Genomic DNA, 23,810 nt, shown 5'->3' on the forward strand with positions numbered 1-23,810 from the left:
ACATCCTGATGGCATCAATTCAAGTGAACGTATAGAGTTGTATAGACAACCTAACTAATAAACCCAAATGGCCGCCAGTGGGTCATAGGTAATTTTTATTGAACAGTGAGCGAGATCGCGCTTTCGCCGCAAAATGAAATGTTATATCCCTGCCTCTTGAAAGGCTGCGGGTATCAAAGGAACGACCAATGTCTGAAAACCAACCACTGACACAACTACGCGCAGCTATCAGTGATTTACCCGCCCCAATTTACTTACGGGTTAAGCAGGGGATTATTAGTCAGATTCGTAGTGGCAACTGGCTTGCCCATCAGCGCGTGCCTTCGGAAACCGAGTTGGTGAACGCGCTGAATGTCAGCAGGATGACCATCAACCGCGCACTTCGGGAACTCACCGGTGAAGGCTGGCTGGTGCGCATGCAAGGCGTGGGGACATTTGTCGCAGAGCTTAAAGGCCATACCGCGTTGCTGGAGGTAGGCAGTATTGCCGAAGAGATTACCGCGCGCGGTCACCATTATCGCAATCAGGTCATCGCACTTGAACAAGTGAAAGCGGATGAACAACTGGCTCACGCCTTTTCGTTCAATGTCGGTGAGCCGCTGTTTTACTCACAGTTGGTGCATTACGATAATGATATGGCGGTACAACTGGAGACGCGGTATGTGAATCCGGCGCTGGCTGCGGATTACCTGCAACAAGATTTCCGCTTGTTCACACCCCACCATTATTTGAGTAAGGTCGCGCCGTTAACCTCAGGCGAACACATTGTTGAAGCGGTGCTGGCGGATGAGTCTCAACAAGGGTTGCTCGAAGTGACATCCAGCCAGCCTTGCCTGCTGATTCAGCGCCGGACCTGGCACCATTCGCAGGTCGTGACGGTGGCCCGGTTGTTATATCCGGGCTCACGTTATCAACTGGTGGGGAGTTTTACTGGCAAGTGATCAGAGATAGGTAATTTCGCTAAACAGCAATTTACCTTCTGACTTCAGCAAGCGCAGGGTGTGGCGGCCATCTTGCCACCACGCACCTTGCTCCGGTGTCAGCAGCTTTTCACCCAGTTGCCACTCACCACTGAGCACATAAACAATGCCACCACGCGGTGCGAAGGTGGTAAACGTGCGGTCGGCAACCCGTACTTTTGCGCGGCAACGGTCACGATGGGTCATGATATTAAAATCCATCGACATCCCTTGTTTCAGCTCCGCTTTAACCGTGTAATCCCCGGCAAAAGCAAACGGCTGAAAGTGCTTAAGGGTATGACGGAACGCCTTTCCGGCATCCAGAACCACTTCCCCACCTTCGAGCAGCGTTATGACGCGGTCGACCTGTGGAAAAGCCGAAAACTCGCCGCTACTGGCAATTGAAGCGATACTGGCTCGCCAGTTGAAATCACGCGTAGCGGGCGGAAAGCAGCAAATTTCTCGGGTTTCTCCGGCCCCGTTGCGCCACAAGCTGACGGGCACTTTCCGTATATCAAAAAATTCCATCACCACTCCTGAAGTGTGCGCATCACCTGCGCAAACTGTGTATTGCTTTGTTCATCGAGCGGGTGCTGTCGGTCACAAATCACCTGTTTTCCTGCAACCCACACGTCTCTAATTTGTTCGCTCTTACCACCAAACAACCAGCGATTAAGCAGCGCGTAGTCTTCAATATTTGCCAACCACGAATCACGCTCGAGGACTAACCAGTCGGCACGTTGCCCCGGTGCAATCATCCCCATCGCCACACCGCATGCTTGCGCCCCACCTACAGCGGCCTGACGCCAGAGCACCTCGCCAACCTGCGGCAATTCGGGTAACACAATTCGGTTACGACGACGGTCACGCAGGCGTTGCGCATATTCAAGCCAGCGTAATTCTTCCAGAGCATTGACTGAAACATGGCTATCCGACCCAATTCCCCAATGGCCGCCTTGCGCGATGAAATTCGTCGCCGGGAAAATGCCATCACCCAGGTTCGCTTCGGTGGTTGGGCACAACCCTGCCACTGCACGGCTTTCCACAATTTGGGTTAACTCTTCAGCCGATAAATGCGTGGCGTGAACCAGGCACCAGCGGTCATCAACCGCGAAGCGATTAAACAACCATTCCACCGGGCGCTCACCGCTCCAGGCCACACAGTCATTCACTTCCTTTTCTTGCTCTGCAATATGGATATGCACCGGAAGGCGATAGTCGCTCGCTTCGAGGACATCTTCCATTTGCTCTTGCGTTACAGCCCGCAATGAGTGGAAGCACAGACCGTGATTAATGCGCGGGTAACGACGTAATACGGTGCCCAATGCCTGCTGCTGACGCAAATACCGGTCAACATCCTGAATAAATCTTTTCTGCCCAGGCTGTGGTGGCTGCGCACCAAAGCCCGCGTGGCTATAGAGCACCGGCAATAGCGTTTGCCCTATTCCGGTATTATCGGCAGCAAGCAGCAATTGCTGTAGCATCAAATCACCTGATGCATAAGGTTTACCGTTAACATCATGATGTAAATAATGAAATTCAGCGACCTGGGTGTAACCGCCCTTGAGCATATCAATATATAAATGCGTGGCAATCGCGCCGACTTGCTCCGGGGATAATTTCTGCACCATGCGGTACATCATGTCGCGCCACGTCCAGAAACTGTCCTGGGGATCGCCCGCCACTTCCGTCAGTCCTGCCATCACCCGCTGAAAGGCGTGTGAGTGTAAATTCGAAATAGAAGGGACAACGATGCCCGCAAGCAGAGTGGCATTCTCCCCGGTCGCGCCAACATCGACATGAGTAATCATCCCTTGTTCATTGACGGTAATACGCACGTTGTGTCCCCAACCTTGTGGGAGCATCACAACTGGAGCAAAAAATGCAGGCATAGTTTTAATTCCTTCTTTTGCGATGCCAATGATTTAGCGATTAATTCGAGCTAACGCAAACCAAATTTTAATGCGATTCATCGTTTGCCAAAAAATTGTGTGGCAGGCGACAAAATGATGTTTTGCCCTGGGCTTTGGATGCAGTGGAGTTGCTCAACGATCAATGCTGCGCTAGGTTGTTGTCAATTGTCTATACAACCTGATGTGGAGAATGTCATGACCTACCCTCGCAGCATAGACAGCCTGTGGAGCGGTGCATCGCTGGTAACAATGAAAGATGGGCAGTACCACACCATTGAAGATGGCGTTATCGCGGTGCACCAGGGGAAAATAGTCTGGCTGGGTACCCGTGACGAACTCCCCGAAATAACCGCTCAGGAACATCATCATTTTGATGGTGGAATCGTGACCCCAGGTTTTATCGATTGCCACACCCACCTGGTGTTTGGTGGCGACCGCAGTGCTGAATTTGAAATGCGTCTTAACGGCGTGAGTTACGCGGATATTGCGGCTCAGGGCGGCGGGATCCTCTCCACGGTTCGCCACACGCGTGAAGCCCATGAAGATGAATTGTTTAACTCAGCTCGCCAACGTTTGGAGCATTTACTGAAAGAAGGCGTGACGACTGTCGAAATCAAGTCCGGTTATGGGCTGGACATCGACAACGAAATCAAAATGCTGCGCGTTATTCGCCGGCTGGGCGAAACGTTACCGGTAGAAGTGTATGCCACCTGTCTGGCGGCGCATGCGATCCCGCCGGAGTTCAGCGGTGACGGTAATAAATGGGTTGAAGTGGTGTGCGAGCAGTTGCTACCGCGCGTCGCAAACGAAAAACTGGCGGATGCGGTCGATGCATTTTGCGAGCATCTGGCGTTTAGTCCCGCGCAAACTGAAACCGTTTTTGCTGCCGCTCGTGCGTTAGGCCTACCGGTAAAACTCCACGCCGAACAGCTTTCCGCCCTCGCAGGCAGCAGCCTGGCAGCGCGTTACCAGGCGTTATCCGCCGACCATCTGGAATATGCAACCGCTGCTGACGCACAGGCAATGGCCGCTGCAAACACCGTTGCGGTTTTGCTGCCAGGGGCGTTTTATCTGTTGCGTGAAAAGCAACAGCCGCCGGTCGCCTCATTCCGCCAATTTGGCGTGCCGATGGCCGTCGCCAGCGACATGAATCCTGGTACGTCTCCGGCTCTGTCATTGCGTCTCATGTTAAATATGGCCTGCACCCTGTTTGGCTTAACGCCTGAAGAAGCGTTGGCCGGTGTGACGCTGCATGCCGCGCAGGCACTGGGGATCCGTGAAAGCCATGGCAGCCTTGAATGCGGAAAAGTTGCAAACTTTGTGCATTGGCCCGTGGCACGTCCCGCAGAACTGGTCTATTGGTTAGGGGGGCAATTGCCCTGCACCGTGATTTATCAGGGAGAGAAACGTGACAGCACCTTTTAATTTCAGCCGAGGGAAACTGCCGATCCTTATCAGCATTCCCCATGCAGGCACGGCTTTAACGCCAGAAGTTGAGTCGGCGTTAAGCGAGGCAGCAATGCCATTGCCTGATACCGACTGGCATATACCGAAACTTTATGAATTCGCCACGAGCCTGGGTGGCAGCGTGATTATCGGCAATTATTCGCGCATGGTTATCGATTTAAACCGCCCTGCCGACGATAAACCGCTCTATACTACCGCCACCACGGGTCTGTATCCCGAAACATTGTTTGATGGGGCTCCCGTTTTTATCCCAGGTAAAGAACCGAGCCAGGCGCAACGTAAAGCGGTGCTGGACACAATCTGGCAGCCCTATCATCTGCAATTACAAACCGAACTGGAAAGAATGAAAGCCGAGCATGGCTACGCGTTGTTGTTCGATGCACATTCTATTGCCAGCCGGATCCCTCGTTTGTTTGAGGGGAAATTGCCCGATCTTAATTTCGGTACTAACGGTGGCAAGAGCTGCGACGAGCTGATTGAAGAGCATCTGGTGGCGTGTGCCGCCTCGCAAAAGCAATTTAGCTGGGTGGCGAATGGACGCTTTAAAGGCGGATATATTACCCGCGCTTACGGTCAACCCGCGCAAGGGATCCACGCCGTTCAACTGGAACTGGCGCAATGCAACTATATGGATGAGCAAGCGCCATTTGCCTGGCGTTCAGATCGTGCAGAAAAACTGCAACCGCTGCTTGAACAGTTGATTCGGTCGATGTTAAGCAGCGCGCAACAGATTGCCTGAAGTCTGACGGGCAAAAGAAAACCGCCGGTCCTGGCCACAGCTCAATGAGCTTATGGACAAAACCGGCGGTCTTAAATCAGTTAATCAGTAAATGTGTTATTGCTGATCTGCTGACATTTTACCTTCATGCTGAGGGCGTTCTGTCAGACGCTTCTCAAAATTAGCATTAAATTGCTTTTTCTGCTCAGGCGTCAGAATGTTGTAGATCTTATTCTGCGTTTCCATATGAGCCATCATGCGAGCTTTGTTCTGCTCTGCCATTTTATCTACCTGCGCCTGTGCTTTGGCTTTATCGAAGCTGTCGCTGGCGATGATGCTGTGCGCTGCACGACGTTCTTCAACGGTTGGGCGCTCCATTTTACCGTGCTGTTCCTTCATGATGTCACGCACTTGCTGTTTCTGTGCGTCGGTCAGGTTCAGGTCTTTAAACATCATGTCGTGATGGCCACCACGCAACCCTTTATGGTGCATCATCGGTGCATCCGTTTTTGCCGCTGGAGTCGTGGTGGTGTCAGCTGCATGAGCCAGATTCGCCGCGCCCATAGCCAGAGTTGAAGCAACAAAGAGAGCTGTTAATTTACGCATATTATTATCCTTCATCATAATTTGGATTTTTCTGCGACGAGGTTGCCGCGTTGACGAAATTAAGTTTACGGGGTTATGCGTCAAGTAACAGTGCTCATCGGTAAAGCATTGAAAGGGGAAAAAACAAATTTTCAGCAATTATGGAGATAATAAGGATAAAGCGGAGTGGAATTGCAACAAAATATAACAAGACGATGATTTTAAAGAAATTATGAAGAGAGTGTATAGCAATTAATACCCAGGTGAAAGCATATCACTAAGATTTATCTGTATATAATTGGCCTCAAGGTCTGAGGCCAATAAATAATTAAATCTCAGTCAGCATTAATCCAGCTCGCAAGCCAATTGCCACATTAGGATTCGGGAATAAAACGAACTCGCTATCCTCTTTCACCACATAACGCGTATCGCCATCCTCTGCCAGCAAAGTGCCTTTCGGGAAAGCGGTAAAGTTTTGCGTTTGTGCGGACATATGCAAGACAAAATCATCACTGTTGCGCGTTATCTGCTGTGACACTTTATAGCGTAGCGGTTCGCTGTCAGCACACGGTGACGTTTCACCACTCAGCAGCGCTTGCAGCGCCTGTCGGGTCACTTCAAATTGACTGAGATCGTTTTCACCAAACGGCTGCGCTTTACCCAGCTCCAGTGTGCAACTTAGCGCGTTGAAATGCTCGCTGCTGAAATGGGTAAAAGTGCCGCCAGGTGCCTGATGAAATACCAACGCTTGTAAGCCCGCACAGCCTAACCATGAGAGGAACGCCTCATCGTAAGGCTGCGCACGCGCGGGTAGCACGCCAAATCGAGGGTGATATGAGCTGCGAATCGCCGTGTGCATATCCAGATGCCAGCATGTTGTCTCTTCACATTCTGCCAGAAAGAGATCTAAAGCATGTTCAAGACGGCAGGCACGTTGGGTTTCTATGCTTTCCGGGAACTGCTGCCAGCGCCCGCCAAACATGCGATTCATGTCGCTATGCTGATAACGCTGGTTGCTACGCAAGGCCGCAGGATTGCCGAGGATCACCAACACACGCCACTGCAACGCCATCTCTCCCGCCAGAAGGCTATCGACTAACTGTGCGAGTATTTCTACCGGCGCAGTTTCGTTGCCGTGGATCCCCGCTGACAGCACCAGCGTCTTTTCAACAGCCTGATGAGGCGCCAGCGTCAGGATCCCTTCGTCCCACCATTGCCAATGAAGATGAGCATTCTTACCTGCGCTATGGGTTGGCACTTTCCCTGCCAGGGTCTGTGCCAGGAAATCCAGCATTGTGCCTCCAGTTAGAGTTGAAACGGATAAACAGAACCTAAGTCTAGTATACGCGTCAGCTCATCGAGTGCTTCGCGCCCTTCTCGCAGTAATTGCGGGTCGGCTAAATCGGCCTGCGTTAATTGATCACGATACCACTTGTCCACCCAATTATTGAGCGTTACAAACAGGTTATCGTTCATCATTACCGCTGGGTTCAATGCCTGAAGCTCCGTTTCGTTAAGCACCACGCGCAGGCGCAGACACGCAGGCCCACCGCCATTTGCCATACTTTCACGCAGATCAAACACTTTCAGCTCACTGATTGGGTTATCTGCCGCCAGCACCTCATTGAGATAACGCCATACGCCGACATGCTGGCGTGACTCCTCCGGTAGCACCAAAGTCATGCTACCATCTTCACGGCTAAGCAACTGGCTGTTAAACAGATAAGTGCTTACCGCATCGGCAACGGAAACTTTATTTGCCGGAACTTCAATGGCCGTAAAGCCCGGGACGCGTTCGCGTAACTGCTGATACAGCGCCTGTTGATGCAAAAAAGCCTGCTCGTGGCAGAACAGCACCTGACGATTAGACACAGCAATCACATCATTGTGGAAAACGCCCTGGTCAATCACCGCAGGGTTTTGTTGGGCATAAACCAATAAATCGGGTTTAACCTGGTTAAGCCTTGCCACCGCCTGGCTTGCTTCGAGTGTCTGGCGCGCCGGATACCGAGCCGGAACCTGCCCGGCTTTGGCATCTTCTCTTCCATAAACAAACAGTTGGGTTGAGGGTTCACCATACGCCCCACCGAGACGGTTATGGTTTGCCGCCCCTTCGTCACCAAACATTGCCACTTGCGGCAATGCCGCATGAACAGAAAAATGCTGCTCGTTACGGAAGATAGCTCGCAACACATTTTCGGTCGTCGGTGCTTCGCTGGCACGGTGGAATTTATTGTTTAGATTCGCCACCGTGAAATGCACTTTGCCATCGATGCTGTCAGCCGACGGGCAGACTGTCGCTGCGTTCGCAACCCACATAGAAGAAGCGGAGCTCACCGCCGACAGCAATTGCGGCGCTTGTTTTGCTACCCGCTCAACAATTTGTGCGTCGGTGCCGCTAAAACCCAGTTGGCGCAGCAGCGGAATATTGGGTCTTTCTTGCGGCGCAATAACGCCTTGTGCAAAACCCGCATCCGCCAAGGCTTTCATCTTCAGCAAGCCTTGTTTAGCGGCAAGCTTAGGATTGGAGACGCGGAATTGATGTTTAGTGGAGGCTTCGTTGCCAAAAGACAGCCCCGCGTAATGGTGGGTTAACCCCACCAGCCCATCGAAATTGACTTCACGCGTTTTCATGTTTATTCCTCACGGCTGAAATCAAGCCCTGGGCTCAGGGTTGCAGGCAGCGGGAATGATGGGCTTTCCAGTGTCGCCATTGGCCACGCACAGTAATCTGCCGCATACCAGGCACTGGCGCGATGGTTGCCAGAGGCACCCACACCACCAAAAGGTGCCGCACTTGATGCACCGGTGAGAGGCTTATTCCAGTTAACAATCCCGGCGCGAGCCTCCAGCACGAGCTGGTCGAACTGTTCACGATGCGGCGAAATCAGCCCACTTGCCAGGCCGTAACGGGTGTCATTCGCCATCGCTATTGCCTGATCAAAATCGGCATAACGGTACACGGTCAGTAACGGGCCAAAAATTTCTTCATCCGGCACGTTTGCCACACCGGTGAGTTCCACAATGCCTGGCGTCAGTAATGATGAACCGGCTTTGATAAGTTTTGGCTCAAGCAAAGGTTTTCCACCACGCGCGATATGTTCCTGCCAGCCCGTCAACACGCGCTCTGCGGCTTGCACTGAAATCAGCCCACCGATAAACGGTTGCGGTGACGCATCCCACGCATCCGGGCGGATCCGCGCTGCCACTTCAACCAGACGATTTAAAAACGCATCGCCCTGAGCACCTTGTTTTACCAACAAGCGACGCGCACAGGTACAACGCTGCCCAGCGGTGACAAACGCTGACTGAATCACCAGATGCACAGCGCCATCGATATCTTCAGGTTTTTCAACGATCAGTGGATTGTTCCCGCCCATTTCGAGAGCGAGGATCTTCTCTGGATGTCCGGCAAACTGACGGTGGAGTTGATAGCCCGTATTGGCGCTCCCGGTAAACAGCAAACCATCAAGCCCAGGTTGCTGTGCCAGAGCCTGCCCAGTTTCGCGCCCACCCTGCACCAGATTCAGAACGCCCTCAGGCACGCCAGCCTGCTGCCAGAGTTTCATCACTTTTTCGCCAATCAGCGGTGTCAGCTCGCTGGGTTTGAACACCAACGTATTGCCCGCCAACAGGCCTGGTACAATGTGGCCGTTCGGCAAATGCCCGGGGAAGTTGTATGGGCCAAAAACCGCTAACACGCCGTGAGGACGGTGGCGTAATGTTGCCGCACCGTCTGGCATCTCAGTGTGCGTTTCGCCTGTGCGGGTGTGATAAGCCTTAATCGAGATGGCGATTTTGTTGATCATCGCCGTGATTTCAGTTGCCGCCTCCCAGCGCGGTTTGCCGGTTTCCTGGGAAATAGTGACGGTCAAAGCTTCTTTGTTGGCTTCAAGCAACGTTGCAAACTTTTCAACAATCGCCTGGCGCTGGGCGAAGGGACGTTTTGCCCATGCAGGAAATGCGGCACGAGCCGCATTACACGCTTGTTCAACCTGCTGCGCATCAGCTGCAACACCTTCCCAAAGCAAATCACCATTGACTGGATTGTGCTTTTGCAGCGCTTCGCCCTGACCGGAAATCCATTGTCCATTAATCCACTGAGTCATACTTTTTTCTCCTCGGGGCACAAACGCACCAAACGAACTTTATCGCCTGTACTGCATTTCAGGGCATCCGCAGTTTTAGCATCAATAATCAGCCGGTCACCTTTTGGATTCGCCTTAACCAGCATGGCACGGAATTCATTATATTTTTCATTGGCAACCAGACACATCGGCAACTCTTCGGTCGCCGGTTGCCCAATGACGACTTCAACCAGTCGGCTTTTACGAATCGCACGGACCCGGTCGATGTCGCATTCAAGCGTTGGCCCGCCGTCAAAAATATCCACGTAATTGCGATAGCGGAAACCTTCCGCTTCAAGAACCGCTCGCGCTGGTGCGGTTTGCGGATGGACTTTACCAATCACCGCACGCGCTTCTGCGGAGAGGAAATCGGTATAAATAGGATGCTTTGGCATTAACTCAGCGATAAACGCTTTCTGTCCGGTACCGCACAAATAATCTGCGCGGCTAAATTCCATCGAGAAGAAGCGGTTGCCGAGGCTTTCCCAAAACGGTGAATGGCCGTGCTCATCAATCACGCCGCGCATTTCAGCGACGACTTTGTCGTTAAAGTGATCGCGGAAAGCGGCCATAAACAGAAAGCGGGATTTGGATAACAGATAACCATTGCCCTCTTTGCGCCACTCAGCATCGAGGAATAGCGTGCAAAGCTCGCTGCTCCCAGTGTGGTCATGACTGAGAAAAAGCGTCGGTAACGCGTTGTAGATATTCAACTCTTTGGACGCGTGAACATGCGTGCCAACGTGGTAGTTGTACCAGGGATCGTTTAACCCGACCGCAACTTCAATGGCGCAAATACCCACCACGCGCTCGGTTGAGGTGTCTTCCAGGACAAAAACAAAGCCCTGGTCGCCTTTTGGCAGACCACCCTGCCAGGTATGAATTGAGCGTTCGATACGTGCCGACAGCGTTTTTTCATCCGCAGGCAGCGAGGTCAACCCGCCACCTGTTTTACCCGCCAACGCCAGCAGCCCGGATAAATCACCGCGCTCAACCGGACGGATAACCATCATGATTGCTCTCCCGCTAAAAAGCGAACGACCGCGCGCTCAAACCGATCCAAGCCGGTTTGTACTTCGGCTTCGCTGATAATAAGGGCTGGAGCAAAACGAACCACATTTGCGCCAGCGATGAGCATCATCAAGCCTTCCTGAGCGGCAGCCTGTAAGATAAGTTTAGCTTTTCCGCTGTACTCTGGTTGCAGTACGCAGCCAATTAACAACCCCAGTCCACGCACTTCACTAAACAATTGATGCTTCTGGTTAATTTTGTCCAATCGCTCAACAAACCAGTTGTGACGCTGTTTAACGCCATTGAGCACTTCTGGCGTATTAATCATCTCCATCACTCGCCCTGCAACCGCTCCCGCCAACGGGTTACCGCCGTAAGTCGTCCCGTGGGTGCCCACGACCATGACTTTGGAGAATTTGTCCGTTGTCAGCATTGCGCCAATCGGGAAGCCGCCGCCTAACGCCTTCGCAGTCGAAAGCACATCAGGCGTGATGCCGTAGTGCATATAGGCGTAGAGTTCGCCCGTGCGCCCAACGCCGGTTTGCACTTCATCGAAAATCAACACCGCATTGTGGCGGTCGCACAGCTCACGCAGCCCTTGCAGGAAGGTAGGATCAGCAGGAACAACGCCGCCTTCGCCCTGTATTGGTTCCACAATCACCGCACAGGTATTTTCATTAATCAGTTCACTGGCGGATTGCAGATCGTTATAAATGGCGTGGCTGATTTGCGGCGGTAGCGGCGCAAAATCCTGAGAATAAGCCGGTTGCCCACCCGCCGAAACGGTGAACAGCGTGCGTCCATGAAACGCATTTTTGAAGGCGACGATACCGCTTTTCTGCGGGCCAAAATTATCGTGCGCGTATTTACGTGCCAGTTTCAGTGCTGCTTCGTTGGCTTCCGCACCTGAGTTGCAGAAGAAAACTTTGTCGGCAAAAGTGGCATCAATCAGCTGTTTTGCCAGGCGCAGAATCGGTTCGTTAGTGTAACCGTTACCGGTATGCCAGAATTTTGCCGCCTGCTCTTCCAGCGCTTTGCGCAATTCAGGATTGGCATGACCCAGAGCGTTAACCGCAATCCCACCCGCAAAATCAATGTAATCTTTGCCTTGCTGATCCCAAAGCGTCGACCCTTCACCACGTACCGGAATAAAAGAAGCGGGGGCGTAAACGGGCATCATCCATTCGTCGAAATTCTGGCGGGTAATTGACTGCGACATAGCGACCTCTTCCGGTAAATAAATAGTTGTTTAAATGTTAAATAATTGAGTGTTTGCACTGTGAATGTAGATTGCACGCTTCGTGCCAGCCAGTGATAAAAATGCATATCGGAGGGGTGTGGCCGTTAAATCAATAAGTTACAAACTCACTCTATTCACATAAAATGAATAAGTAGTGCATAGTTTTATGGTGGCGTATGGATCGCCGCATGAAAACGAGAAATATTATGCAGTGGTGAAATTTAATACTGGATTTGTGATCGATGCTGGGATTTGCACAGTGTTTACGCACCATTTCGGCGCGAAGCGGTACATTTTGGTGCAGATATTGCTCTGTAACATTCATCGAAACTGTGGAATCAGCACATTGACGCTTTTTCTGCTACCATCCTGCAACATTGTTAAGTAACTACGGCAGCGACTTATGAAATTCGTCTCTTTTAATATCAACGGCCTGCGCGCCCGTCCGCATCAACTTGAAGCCATTGTTGAACAGCATCAACCTGATGTTATCGGTTTGCAGGAAACTAAAGTCCATGACGACATGTTCCCGCTCGAAGATGTCGCGAAGCTTGGCTACAACGTCTTTTATCATGGTCAAAAAGGTCATTACGGTGTGGCGTTGTTAACCAAAGAGACACCGATTTCTGTGCGCCGTGGTTTCCCCGGCGACGATGAAGAAGCACAGCGCCGACTCATCATGGCTGAAATTCCCTCGCCATTAGGCAACCTGACCGTGATTAACGGTTACTTCCCGCAAGGGGAAAGCCGCGACCATCCGACCAAATTCCCGGCGAAAGCGAAGTTTTACCAGGATCTGCAAAACTTCCTCGACAGCGACCTGAAGAAAGACAATCCGGTGCTGATTATGGGCGATGTGAATATCAGCCCAACGGACCTGGATATTGGCATTGGTGAAGAGAACCGCAAGCGCTGGTTGCGTACCGGTAAGTGTTCGTTCCTTCCGGAAGAACGCGAGTGGATGGAAAGGCTGAAAAGCTGGGGCCTGGTCGATACGTTCCGCCACGCTAATCCTGAAACCAACGACAAGTTCTCGTGGTTTGACTACCGCTCGAAAGGCTTTGATGACAACCGTGGCCTGCGTATCGACCTGCTGTTGGCAAGCCATCCATTGGCTGAACGTTGCGTCGCAACTGGCATTGATTACGATATTCGCAGCATGGAAAAACCGTCTGACCACGCGCCTGTCTGGGCTGAGTTTAAGCTTTAAGCTTTGGGTTAAGGGACATCTATGCCACGCCCACGCTTTAAAAATGGATGGGTATGATGAAAACCATTGATGTGGTTGCTGCAATCATTGAGCGCCACGGTAAAATTTTGCTGGCACGCCGCCCGGAAAGCGGCGATCAGGCGGGTTTGTGGGAATTTCCTGGCGGTAAGGTCGATGCCAATGAATCGCAACCTGCCGCCCTTGCGCGAGAACTGGAAGAAGAGTTGGCGATTCAAGCCGTGGTGGGTGATTACGTTGCCAGCCACCAGCGTGAAGTCTCAGGGCGTATCATTCATCTTCACGCGTGGAATGTGCGCGAATTTAGCGGGGAGTTAACAGCGCTTTGCCACAGTGAATTGATTTGGTGTTTACCTGCCGAGGCATTGAATTACCCTCTCGCCCCGGCAGATATCCCATTACTGAAAGCGTTTATGGCTTCACGCGACGCCAGACTAAAGGATTCGTGCTGAGGGTTTTCTCATCACGTTGGCATTGCAGTAAAACACCGCCATCGGCTTTCACCACTGCCCCTTCAGAATAATTTTGATCCTGATAGATACAGCATTGACTACACGGTGCCGCTCGTTGACCTTGCGAACTGAAGACTTCTGGCGGCACCGAAATGTCTACCTGGGGATCAAGACGCTGCGCCATCCCCGGCTGGCTCATCATCAGCACTACGGCGGCGGCGAGCAGGTTTTTTATTCGCATCATCACTACCCTCTTTTTTAGCCCATTGCTTGCGCTTTTTTTCCTGCTCAGGAGGCGCTTTCACCCCTTTGAACGCATGATGTACCGGTTTAGTGCGCGCCTGGTGAATCAAGTCATACAGCGTTTGAACCAGCGGCTGCATGAAGTCCTGATAACGACACTGCTTTTCACTGATTTGCGTCAGCGTCGATTCCCACTGCGCCGTCATATCTGGCCGTGCCGCCAGTTCAGGGAGCGAGTGAATCAATGCGCGTCCGGCATCCGTTGAGTGAATATAACGGCCCTTCTTCACCAGGAAGGTACGCTTAAACAGCAGCTCAATGATCCCAGCACGGGTCGCTTCAGTTCCCAGGCCATCCGTCGCACGCAGGATCTTTTTCAGATCTTTATCCTGCACAAAACGGGCAATCCCGGTCATGGCAGAAAGCAATGTCGCATCGGTGAAATGGCGCGGTGGCTGAGTTTGACGTTCATTCACTTCGCCTTTTTCACACAGCAACTCATCACCTTTAGCCACCACCGGCAACGGCGTGCCATCGTTCTCTTCATCGCGCTCTTTACTGCCCAGTAGCGTGCGCCAGCCGGCTTCCGCAAGGAATCTCGCCTTAGCGTTAAATTTGCCACCGGCAATATCGAGATCGATGGTGCATTTACGGAACACCGCATCGGCACAGAACTGCATTAAGTATTGTCGGGCGATCAGGTTGTAAACTTTAGCTTCATTTTCTGAAAGCGAGATCTTTGAGCTACGCGCGGTGGGAATAATCGCGTGGTGGGCATCGACTTTTTTATCATCCCAGCAGCGGTTACGCAGGTCGGTATTGACCGCAGGCTGTGGAAGCAAATCAGGCTGATGAACGCTAATCGCATTGAGTACCGCATGGCGGCCAGCAAAATGTTCGTCCGGCAAGTAGCGGCTATCCGAACGCGGGTACGTAATCAGCTTGTGTGTTTCGTACAGTTTCTGGCAGATATCCAGCACGTTCTGCGCACTTAAACCAAAGCGCTTTGCCGCTTCAATTTGCAGGCTGGAAAGAGAAAACGGGAGCGGAGCAACTTCTGATTCCCGTTTATCATTATAGGCCGTGACGATAGCGGGCTGGCCACCGATGCGGTTCACCACATGCTCCGCTAGCGGACGATGCAATAAACGCCCTTCTTCATCCTGATACGGTTCGCAGGATTCGCTCGGCTGCCAGGTGGCAACAAAGCGTTCATCCGCAGGCGTGACGATATGCGCTTTTACCTCAAAGAAATCTTTGGCGACGAAATTCTCGATTTCTTCATCACGACGCACTACCAGACCCAGCACTGGCGTTTGAACGCGCCCGACAGACAGCACCCCCTGATAACCCGCGTTACGCCCAAGAATGGTGTAAGCGCGCGTCATGTTGATGCCGTACAGCCAGTCGGCACGCGCACGCGCAAGTGCCGATACGCACAGTGGGATAAATTCACTGTTGGCGCGCAGACGCGTTATCGCTCGTTCAACGGCCTGCGGGTTGAGATCGTTTATCAGACAACGTTGCACCTGCTGGCGCTTTTCCGGCGCCAGTTGCAGGTAGTCCAACACTTCGTCCACCAGCAGTTGCCCTTCGCGATCCGGGTCACCTGCATGAACCACTTCGTCAGCTTGCACGAGCAATTTTTTGATGGCGTTGAGTTGTTTGGTGACCGATGGCCGCGGCTGCAACTGCCATTTTTCCGGCACAATTGGCAAATCAGCCAGATTCCAGCGCGCGTAGCGCCCGTCATAAGCATCCGGCTGAGCCTGTTCCAGCAAGTGACCGATGCACCAGGTCACCACTTGCCCGTTGCCGCACTCAATGAATCCATCACCCCGACGATGGGGTTTGGGTAGCACATCGGCAATAGCGCGAGCGAGGCTGGGTTTTTCGGCAATAAACAGACGCATCCGACTAACGAATCTCAATCATCGGGCGACCGCCACGAGCCGTTTTCAGCTCGCCAATGGCAGTCAGTTTGATGCCATTCTTTTCAGCGACCGCCGCAACCGCGGCTTCTGCGTCGGCTTCAACAGCCAACAGCAAGCCGCCTGACGTTTGCGGGTCGCAAAGCAAATCACGCTGCGCCTGGGTCATTTCGCCCATCAGGTAACCGTAGCTGGCGAAGTTGCGCGAAGTGCCGCCTGGCACACAACCCTGGGCGATATAGTCTTCAACATCAGGCAATTTAGGAACTTTATCGAACCATATTTCAGCCTGAACACCTGCGCCCTGGCACATTTCGCTCAGGTGTCCCAGCAGACCAAAACCGGTGACATCGGTCATGGCGGTGACGCCTTCGATATCAGCAAACTCAGCGCCCGGCTTGTTGAGCTGGCACATCACTTCTGCCGCGAGGCCGTAATGTTCTGGTTTGAGAAGCGATTTTTTCTCAGCGGTGGTCAACACGCCGATACCCAGTGGTTTGGTGAGGAACAGTTTGCAGCCCGCCGTCGCGGAACTGTTTTTCTTCACTCGGTCGGTGGGGACAATGCCCGTGACGGCAAGGCCAAAGATAGGTTCAGGGGCGTCGATAGAGTGACCACCCGCAAGGGAGATCCCCGCTTGCTGGCAAACAAAACGCCCGCCTTCGATGACTTTACGCGCGATTTCAGGTTTCAGTGTGTTGATTGGCCAGCCCAGAATAGCGATAGCCATAATCGGTTTGCCGCCCATCGCATAAATGTCGCTAATGGCGTTGGTGGCAGCGATGCGCCCAAAGTCGAAGGGATCGTCGACGATAGGCATAAAGAAGTCGGTGGTGCTGATGACACAAGTGCCGTTGCCCAGATCGTAAACCGCCGCATCATCACTGGTTTCGTTTCCTACCAGCAAGTTGGGATCGACAAATTTAGCCTGCTCAGATTGCAGAATAGTTTGTAAAACTTTCGGGGAAATTTTGCAGCCGCAACCAGCTCCGTGGCTGTACTGCGTCAAACGAACGGTTTGCTCACTCATGGACATCTCCTGTCATTGGCAATCGCTCTATGGTAGCGCTCAAATGACGAGGAGGTAAGACTACGTGTCTGAATTGCGCCGTTTCTGGTCACAATCCAGACACCTTTTGCGCGTTTGCTTAGAATTTACGCACAAACGGAGTGATGTCCGGCACACTGACCGTTGTAGAAGCTTTGAGTTGCGGTGTGCCCAGATACAAGAAGCCGACCACTTCATCTTGTTCACGGCAATGAAGCGCTTCACGTACCGCTTCGCTTTCTGTCCAGATACCCGTGCGCCAGATGCCATTGTAGCCCTGAGCGACCGCCGCCATCTGCATGGCCATTACCGCGCAACCGGCTGAAACCACCTGTTCCCAGACCGGGACTTTATGATTGTCATCGCAATGAGCGACAACCGCGATAATTTGAGGCGCGCGGAATGGCGCAGTACGCGCTTTTTCAATCCCCTTTTCGTCTAACCCTTCAGCAATGGCCGCTGTTTCCAGCACATGGCTGAAACGCTCACGACCTTCGTTTTCGATGACGATGAAGCGCCACGGCTGCAAAGTTCCATGATCAGGGGCACGCATACCCGCACGAATAATATTTTCTAGTGCTTCGCCTGCTGGAGCAGGTTCTGCCAGTCGTGACGCGCTGCGGCGGTTAAGAAGTAGTTCAAGTGCATCCATTTGATAACTCCTGTAATGATTTTAATCAGCGAAATTAACACAGCAGGTGATTTTGTTACAGCACAGGGCAGATTTCCTACTGACATTTGCCCTGGGGGTAATTAGGATAGCGATTACTTTAGTTTTCACGATATTTGATTTGGAACGGAGCATAAATGCGCACAATCGGGCGAGTTATTGCCGGTTTTTTTAAGTGGACCTGGCGTCTGCTTAACTTTATTCGAGAGTTTATTCTCAATCTATTTTTAGTGCTTCTGGTCCTGGTCGTTGTTGGGATCTGGATGCAGATTAACAGCGCCCCAGCAGAACCTGCGCGCGGTGCATTATTGCTTGATATCACCGGCGTGGTGGTCGATAAGCCTTCAGTCAGTAATAAACTGGGTGTTATTGGGCGTCAGTTGCTCGGTGCCAGTTCTGATCGCTTACAGGAAAACTCACTGTTTGATGTCGTCGATACTATTCGCCAGGCGAAAGATGACCGCAACATCACCGGTATTGTGCTGGATTTAAAAGAGTTTGCGGGTGCCGATCAGCCTTCAATGCAATACATCGGTAAGGCGTTGCGTGAATTCCGTGACAGCGGCAAACCGGTCTATGCCGTGGGCGACAGCTACAACCAGGGGCAATATTATCTGGCCAGTTTCGCCAATAAAATTTGGCTCTCACCGCAAGGCGTGGTGGATTTACACGGCTTTGCGACCAACTCGATGTATTACAAAACGCTGCTCGATAAGCTGAAAGTGACGACACATATCTTCCGCGTTGGGACTTATAAGTCTGCCGTCGAGCCGTTTATTCGTGATGATATGTCCCCTGCTGCGCGTGAAGCCGATAGCCGTTGGATCGGTGAGCTTTGGCAAAACTATCTTGGAACGATTGCCGCGAACCGCCAGATTACAGCTCAGCAGGTGTTCCCAGGGGCGCAAGCGTTGCTCGATAACCTGCAAAAATTAGGTGGCGACACCGCAAAATACGCGCTCGATAACAAACTGGTTGATGAACTGGCAAGCAGCGCTGCGGTTGATAAAGCGATGGTTAAGCAGTTCGGCTGGAATAAAGAAAACAAAGATTTCAGCTACACCAGTATGTATGACTACGTGGTGAAAAAACCTGCTGATAAAGGTGATGCCATTGCGATTATCCTCGCAGATGGCGCCATCATGGACGGGCAGGAAACTCCGGGCCAGGTCGGTGGTGATACCACTGCCCAACAAATCCGCGAAGCGCGTCTTGATCCTAAAGTGAAGGCGATTGTTCTGCGTGTTAACAGCCCGGGTGGCAGTGTCACCGCGTCAGAAGTGATTCGTGATGAGCTGGAAGCCGCGCGCGAAGCAGGTAAGCCGATTGTCGTTTCAATGGGGGGTATGGCGGCATCCGGCGGTTACTGGATTTCTACGCCAGCCAATTATATTGTCGCAAGCCCGAACACCCTGACCGGTTCCATCGGTATCTTTGGCGTGATCAATACGGTTGAAAATAGCCTCGATTCGATTGGTGTGCATACTGATGGCGTCGCCACTTCTCCACTGGCCGACGTTGCGGTGACGAAATCGTTGCCACCGGAAGTCCAGCAGATGATGCAGTTGACCATCGAAAATGGCTATAAGCGCTTTATCACTCTGGTTGCTGATTCCCGTAAGAAAACACCTGAGCAAATTGATGCCATCGCGCAAGGGCATGTCTGGACAGGTCAGGATGCAAAAGCTAACGGTCTGGTGGATAGCCTCGGTGATTTCGACGATGCCGTTGCTAAAGCAGCCGAACTTGCGAAGCTGAAAAGCTGGCATCTCGATTTCTGGCAGGATGAGCCGAGCTTTATCGATATGCTGTTCGACAGCATGAGCGGTTCCGTTCGCGCCATGTTGCCACAAGCGTTGCAAGCCTGGTTGCCCGCACCGTTAGCGGATGCGGCGCTGGCTGTAAAAGCGCAAAACGATAAGTTTGGCACCATGAACGATCCACAAAATCGCTATGCTTTCTGCCTCACCTGCGGTGATGTGCGTTAAAACTCCCTCAGCCCGGCATCTGCCGGGCTGATTTTTTTGCCCCTTCCCTATTCATACCCTAAATAATTCGAGCTGCATCGCGGCGGTAAGTGAACGCAGCCAACAAAGATGCAGTTTGAAGTATGACGGGTATATACTGCGCCCCATAACGTAAAAGCCCTGAGTTCACTCATGCAAAAGAAATCCATCTACGTTGCCTACACCGGCGGTACTATCGGTATGCAGCGTTCAGAACACGGTTACATTCCTGTCTCCGGTCACTTACAACGTCAACTGGCTTTGATGCCTGAATTCCATCGTCAGGAAATGCCTGATTTCACCATTCATGAATATCAGCCGCTGATGGACTCCTCCGACATGACGCCGGAAGACTGGCAGCACATTGCCGATGACATCAAAGCGCATTACGACGAGTACGACGGTTTCGTGATTCTTCACGGCACTGACACCATGGCATTCACCGCGTCGGCTCTGTCATTTATGCTTGAAAACCTCGGCAAACCGGTGATCGTGACTGGCTCACAGATCCCTTTGGCTGAGTTGCGTTCTGACGGGCAAATCAACCTGCTCAATTCGTTGTATATCGCGGCCAACTTCCCCATTAACGAAGTGACGCTGTTCTTCAATAATCGTCTTTATCGCGGCAACCGCACCACCAAAGCCCATGCCGATGGGTTTGATGCGTTCGCATCACCGAATCTTGCGCCATTACTTGAAGCCGGGATCCACATTCGACGCCTGAATACCCCAGCCGCTCCCCACGGTGAAGGTGAGCTCATCGTTCACCCGATAACGCCACAGCCCATTGGCGTTGTCACGATTTACCCGGGATTTCTGCAGATGTGGTTGGCAATTTCTTACGCCAGCCTGTTAAAGCGTTGATCCTGCGCTCTTATGGGGTGGGCAATGCCCCGCAGCACGGTGCGTTCCTCAAAGAGTTACAGGAAGCCTGTTCACGCGGCATTGTGGTGGTAAACCTGACGCAATGTATGTCTGGTAAGGTGAATATGGGTGGTTACGCTACCGGCAATGCGCTGGCGCAGGCAGGGGTTGTTAGCGGCTACGATATGACGGTAGAGGCGACACTGACTAAACTGCACTATCTACTCAGCCAAAATCTCGATGCACAGACTATTCGCGAGGCGATGTCACGTAATTTACGCGGTGAACTGACACCTGACGAATAAGGAGAGGCCATGAAACGCGCTTTATTAATGGTAGATTTGCAAAATGACTTTTGCGCCGGTGGAGCGCTTGCTGTGCCGGATGGCGATAGCACGATTGATGTGGCGAACGCATTGATGAGCTATTGCAAAGCACGCGGCGACGTCATTTTAGCGACTCAAGACTGGCATCCCGCAAACCATGGCAGTTTTGCCAGCGTGCAAAAAACTGAGCCGTATACGCAGGGGAAACTCGACGGGTTGAACCAAACCTGGTGGCCGGATCATTGCGTACAAAACAGCGCGGGTGCGGAACTCCATCCCCTGCTCAATACCCAGAAAATTGATGCTATTTTCCAAAAGGGCGAAAATCCACTCGTTGATAGCTACAGCGGTTTTTTCGACAACGGACATCGCCAGAAAACGCAGCTCGACGATTGGTTATCCCGCCACGAGATTAAACAGCTGGTTGTGGTGGGCCTGGCAACGGATTATTGCGTTAAGTTTACCGCGCTCGACGCCCTGTCGCTGGGTTATGAGGTCACGGTTATCACCGATGGTTGCCGTGGTGTGAATCTGCATCCGCAAGATAGCCTGCGGGCGTTCCAGGATATGTCCGCAGCAGGTGCAACGTTGATGACGCTGGCTGATTTCACTTACTAAATCTTTTCAGGGCGCAAACGCGCCCTTCCCTCGTTTCTCGATTCCGCTCTCATTCTTAACTTTTAAAGCTCGCTCATTTTTGAGAGCGCTCTCATAATCGAGTTGCTTATTAATACAGCATTTTAGCTGTGTTTCTTATTAGCCTTCCGTCCCCCAGGTTTCGGCAGGTTTTGTCGATATTGCTCGTCAAAGAGGAACTACCCTATGGTCTTCACGCGTAAACTGCTGCCGTTGCTGGCGGTAATACAAATCGCCTGTGCCGGTGTGGCTCAGGCAAGCTCATACCTCTCAGTAGGCTATTTCAACGGAGGGGGCGATGTCACTGCCGGGCCTGGCGGCGATATTGATAAACTCGATGTGCGCCAGATAACCCATCTTAACTACTCGTTTGGCCTGATTTACAACGATGAAAAAGATGAGACAAACTCCGCGTTAAAAGACGCGTCTAAACTGCACCAAATCTGGCTTTCGCCAAAAGTGATGTCAGATCTTGAAAAAATACCCGCGCTACGTAAACAGAATCCGCAACTGAAAGTCCTGCTTTCAGTGGGTGGCTGGGGAGCTCGTGGTTTCTCCGGTGCCGCTGCAACGCCTGAAAACCGTGCGGTGTTTATCCGTTCTGCACAGGATGTGATTGCACGCTACGGTCTGGATGGTATCGATCTGGACTGGGAATATCCCGTTAATGGGGCATGGGGTCTGGTGGCCAGCTCGCCTGAAGACCGCGCGAACTTCACCTCATTGCTTAATGAATTGCGTAGCGCGTTGGGCAAACAAAAATTGCTTACCATCGCTGTGGCTGCAAACGTGAAAGGTCCGACAGAGTGGGTCGACATGAAAGCCATCGCACCCGCGCTTGATTACATCAACCTGATGGCCTACGACATGGCGTACGGCACTCAGTATTTCAACTCGAATCTTTATGATTCGAAAACCTGGCCGACGGTGGCGAAAGCGGATAAATACAGCGCTGATTATGTAGTGAATAACTACATCGCTGCAGGTATGAAACCTGCTCAGCTCAATCTCGGTATTGGTTTCTATGGTCGCGTTCCTAAGCGTGCAACGGAACCTGGCATCGACTGGGATAAAGCAGATGCGGCTAAAAACCCGGTTACACAACCCTATTTCGGCGCACCTGAGAAAGCGGTGTTCATGTCATTTGGCGTCGATCTGACGAAAGACAGTTACCTGAAGTACAACGATATTGTTAGCAAGATGCTCAATGATCCCCAAAAACGCTTTACCGAGCATTGGGACAACGACGCTCAGGTTCCGTATCTGACAATGAAATCAGCCGAGGGCAAAGACCTGTTTGCTATCTCTTACGAAAATCCACGTTCAGTGGCAGTCAAAGCGGAATACATCAAAGCGAAAGGCTTGGGCGGTGCGATGTTCTGGGAGTATGGCGCAGATGACAACAATCAATTGGCAAAAGAGTTAGCGAAAGATTTGGGGATTAAGACGGAGCATTAATTTCCAGATAAGACTGGGTGGCGCGACACCACCCAGCTTTTCAAATTTACAGCTTCACCGTCACAATCGGTGCGGGCGTAATTCCGAAGTCAGCTTTGAGCTGTTGTTTACTTTTCATCACCATCTGACCATTCGTGTCAATCGTCATGTGCTGAGCGTCGGTGTTGTGACGCGCCTGCCACATCATCACCAATTGCAGACTGTTCTCTTTTTGATCGGGTGTCAGTGCTACACCGTCAGGCCATTTCCCCAGCTCAACGGCAGTCGCCAGACGTTGATAAACTTCCGGTGTCATTGTGTCTAACATTTCATCCAGGTTCATCATTGGACAAGTTCCTGTGGAATAATTTGCTGAATCGATTTTTCAGCCTTCGATCTGCTCACCGTTTTTATCATCGGTGAAGTTTAACGACGCTGAGTTTACGCAGTAACGCTCGCCAGTAGGTTGCGGACCATCCGGGAAAACGTGACCCAAATGAGCTTCACAGTTACTGCAACGAATTTCAATCCGCTCCATACCGTGTGAGAAGTCCTTGATGTAGCGAATAGCGCTGTCACTGACTGGCTCATAGAAGCTAGGCCAGCCGCACCCTGAGTCATATTTTGACTCTGACATAAACAGTGGCGCATCACAGACCAGGCAGTGATAAACACCTTCACGCTTGTTATGCAGAAGACGCCCGGAGAACGGTGGCTCGGTGCCATGTTTCTGGGTGACATAAAACTGCATCTCATTAAGGTTTTTTTTCGATAAATCAGGAGGTAATTGGTTAGCCATATGCGTACATCTCGGGCAGTGGGTACTGTAACTGATAACAGCATGATTCTAACAAAAAATTAACAACGTCGTGCGGATTTTTGTTCTAAACTTAGCCCTGAATTTCTGGCTCAGCGCCAATTGTGATCACTGTCACATTCTTGTTGGAAT

22 protein-coding genes and 1 pseudogene are annotated in these 23,810 nt (G+C 51.9%); 9 read left to right on the top strand and 14 right to left on the bottom strand.

Annotated features, from left to right (window positions below; translation table 11 throughout):
• Positions 1-188 precede the first annotated feature (188 nt).
• A complete protein-coding gene (gene hutC, locus RHD99_RS14460; protein WP_183271767.1) occupies positions 189-941 on the top strand; it encodes a histidine utilization transcriptional repressor HutC in 753 nt (250 codons plus the stop codon).
• Here the strand turns inward: hutC and ves are convergent, their stop codons facing one another.
• Together ves and RHD99_RS14470 are read right to left on the bottom strand one after the other, a co-directional pair.
• Complete coding sequence (gene ves, locus RHD99_RS14465; RefSeq protein ID WP_183271768.1) at positions 942-1,487, bottom strand: environmental stress-induced protein Ves; 546 nt, start codon at positions 1,485-1,487, stop codon at positions 942-944.
• Positions 1,487-2,851 (bottom strand): formimidoylglutamate deiminase, encoded by a 1,365-nt coding sequence (locus tag RHD99_RS14470; protein ID WP_309874778.1) that lies wholly within the window; start codon positions 2,849-2,851, stop codon positions 1,487-1,489. The genes ves and RHD99_RS14470 overlap by 1 nt, the downstream gene beginning before the upstream one ends.
• A gap of 216 nt (positions 2,852-3,067) precedes the next feature.
• Here RHD99_RS14470 and hutI point away from each other — a divergent pair, with 216 nt between their 5' ends.
• On the top strand, positions 3,068-4,297 hold the full coding sequence (hutI, locus tag RHD99_RS14475; RefSeq protein ID WP_309874780.1) for an imidazolonepropionase: 1,230 nt from the start codon (positions 3,068-3,070) through the stop codon (positions 4,295-4,297).
• Entirely contained in the window at positions 4,281-5,078 is a 798-nt protein-coding gene (gene hutG, locus RHD99_RS14480) for an N-formylglutamate deformylase (RefSeq protein WP_309874781.1), read from the top strand. The genes hutI and hutG overlap by 17 nt, the downstream gene beginning before the upstream one ends.
• A 96-nt stretch (positions 5,079-5,174) precedes the next feature.
• Here the strand turns inward: hutG and spy are convergent, their stop codons facing one another.
• The 6 genes from spy to RHD99_RS14510 all read right to left on the bottom strand — a co-directional run bounded on the left by spy (position 5,175) and on the right by RHD99_RS14510 (position 11,999).
• The gene (gene spy, locus RHD99_RS14485) at positions 5,175-5,663 is read right to left on the bottom strand and encodes an ATP-independent periplasmic protein-refolding chaperone Spy (RefSeq protein ID WP_309874783.1); all 489 of its coding nucleotides are present in this window, start codon (positions 5,661-5,663) and stop codon (positions 5,175-5,177) included.
• Positions 5,664-5,970: 307 nt separating this feature from the next.
• On the bottom strand, positions 5,971-6,936 hold the full coding sequence (gene astE / locus RHD99_RS14490) for a succinylglutamate desuccinylase (protein ID WP_309874785.1): 966 nt from the start codon (positions 6,934-6,936) through the stop codon (positions 5,971-5,973).
• Positions 6,937-6,947: 11 nt separating this feature from the next.
• A complete protein-coding gene (astB, locus tag RHD99_RS14495; RefSeq protein ID WP_309874787.1) occupies positions 6,948-8,276 on the bottom strand; it encodes an N-succinylarginine dihydrolase in 1,329 nt (442 codons plus the stop codon).
• A gap of 2 nt (positions 8,277-8,278) precedes the next feature.
• On the bottom strand, positions 8,279-9,751 hold the full coding sequence (gene astD / locus RHD99_RS14500; protein WP_309874789.1) for a succinylglutamate-semialdehyde dehydrogenase: 1,473 nt from the start codon (positions 9,749-9,751) through the stop codon (positions 8,279-8,281).
• Positions 9,748-10,782, bottom strand: a complete 1,035-nt coding sequence (gene astA / locus RHD99_RS14505; RefSeq protein ID WP_183271776.1) for an arginine N-succinyltransferase — start codon at positions 10,780-10,782, stop codon at positions 9,748-9,750. Before astA ends, astD begins: the two co-directional genes overlap by 4 nt.
• Positions 10,779-11,999, bottom strand: coding sequence for an aspartate aminotransferase family protein (locus tag RHD99_RS14510; RefSeq protein WP_309874792.1), 1,221 nt, complete (start codon positions 11,997-11,999; stop codon positions 10,779-10,781). Before RHD99_RS14510 ends, astA begins: the two co-directional genes overlap by 4 nt.
• A 424-nt stretch (positions 12,000-12,423) precedes the next feature.
• Between RHD99_RS14510 and xthA the strand changes: the two genes are divergently transcribed.
• Both xthA and RHD99_RS14520 read left to right on the top strand, forming a co-directional pair.
• Positions 12,424-13,230 (top strand): exodeoxyribonuclease III, encoded by an 807-nt coding sequence (xthA, locus tag RHD99_RS14515; RefSeq protein ID WP_309874793.1) that lies wholly within the window; start codon positions 12,424-12,426, stop codon positions 13,228-13,230.
• Between the two features lie 56 nt (positions 13,231-13,286).
• Positions 13,287-13,700, top strand: a complete 414-nt coding sequence (locus tag RHD99_RS14520) for a pyrimidine (deoxy)nucleoside triphosphate diphosphatase (RefSeq protein WP_309879167.1) — start codon at positions 13,287-13,289, stop codon at positions 13,698-13,700.
• On the opposite strand, the gene RHD99_RS14525 is transcribed toward RHD99_RS14520, so the two are convergent.
• The 4 genes from RHD99_RS14525 to RHD99_RS14540 all read right to left on the bottom strand — a co-directional run bounded on the left by RHD99_RS14525 (position 13,660) and on the right by RHD99_RS14540 (position 17,574).
• On the bottom strand, positions 13,660-13,902 hold the full coding sequence (locus tag RHD99_RS14525) for a DUF1496 domain-containing protein (RefSeq protein WP_374708489.1): 243 nt from the start codon (positions 13,900-13,902) through the stop codon (positions 13,660-13,662). The two genes, RHD99_RS14520 and RHD99_RS14525, sit on opposite strands and share 41 nt — an antisense overlap.
• The gene (locus RHD99_RS14530; RefSeq protein WP_309874796.1) at positions 13,868-15,856 is read right to left on the bottom strand and encodes a DNA topoisomerase III; all 1,989 of its coding nucleotides are present in this window, start codon (positions 15,854-15,856) and stop codon (positions 13,868-13,870) included. Before RHD99_RS14530 ends, RHD99_RS14525 begins: the two co-directional genes overlap by 35 nt.
• A gap of 4 nt (positions 15,857-15,860) precedes the next feature.
• Complete coding sequence (selD, locus tag RHD99_RS14535; RefSeq protein ID WP_183271781.1) at positions 15,861-16,904, bottom strand: selenide, water dikinase SelD; 1,044 nt, start codon at positions 16,902-16,904, stop codon at positions 15,861-15,863.
• A gap of 118 nt (positions 16,905-17,022) precedes the next feature.
• Positions 17,023-17,574, bottom strand: coding sequence for an NAD(P)H nitroreductase (locus RHD99_RS14540; RefSeq protein ID WP_183271782.1), 552 nt, complete (start codon positions 17,572-17,574; stop codon positions 17,023-17,025).
• Between the two features lie 155 nt (positions 17,575-17,729).
• Here RHD99_RS14540 and sppA point away from each other — a divergent pair, with 155 nt between their 5' ends.
• The 4 genes and pseudogenes from sppA to chiD all read left to right on the top strand — a co-directional run bounded on the left by sppA (position 17,730) and on the right by chiD (position 22,882).
• Positions 17,730-19,580 (top strand): signal peptide peptidase SppA, encoded by a 1,851-nt coding sequence (gene sppA / locus RHD99_RS14545; protein ID WP_309874800.1) that lies wholly within the window; start codon positions 17,730-17,732, stop codon positions 19,578-19,580.
• Positions 19,581-19,751: 171 nt separating this feature from the next.
• Positions 19,752-20,767 (top strand): annotated as a pseudogene (ansA, locus tag RHD99_RS14550) (asparaginase).
• A gap of 9 nt (positions 20,768-20,776) precedes the next feature.
• The gene (pncA, locus tag RHD99_RS14555) at positions 20,777-21,406 is read left to right on the top strand and encodes a bifunctional nicotinamidase/pyrazinamidase (RefSeq protein WP_309874802.1); all 630 of its coding nucleotides are present in this window, start codon (positions 20,777-20,779) and stop codon (positions 21,404-21,406) included.
• 204 nt (positions 21,407-21,610) lie between these two features.
• The gene (chiD, locus tag RHD99_RS14560) at positions 21,611-22,882 is read left to right on the top strand and encodes a chitinase ChiD (protein WP_309874804.1); all 1,272 of its coding nucleotides are present in this window, start codon (positions 21,611-21,613) and stop codon (positions 22,880-22,882) included.
• A 46-nt stretch (positions 22,883-22,928) separates the two neighbouring features.
• Here chiD and RHD99_RS14565 read toward each other — a convergent pair whose 3' ends face one another.
• Both RHD99_RS14565 and msrB read right to left on the bottom strand, forming a co-directional pair.
• Positions 22,929-23,204 carry a YeaC family protein gene (locus RHD99_RS14565; protein ID WP_183271980.1) on the bottom strand — a complete coding sequence of 92 codons (276 nt, stop codon included), beginning with the start codon at positions 23,202-23,204 and terminating at the stop codon, positions 22,929-22,931.
• A 42-nt stretch (positions 23,205-23,246) separates the two neighbouring features.
• Entirely contained in the window at positions 23,247-23,660 is a 414-nt protein-coding gene (gene msrB, locus RHD99_RS14570; RefSeq protein ID WP_183271787.1) for a peptide-methionine (R)-S-oxide reductase MsrB, read from the bottom strand.
• Positions 23,661-23,810 lie beyond the last annotated feature (150 nt).

The organism is Buttiauxella selenatireducens, assembly GCF_031432975.1.
Lineage (GTDB): Bacteria > Pseudomonadota > Gammaproteobacteria > Enterobacterales > Enterobacteriaceae > Buttiauxella > Buttiauxella selenatireducens.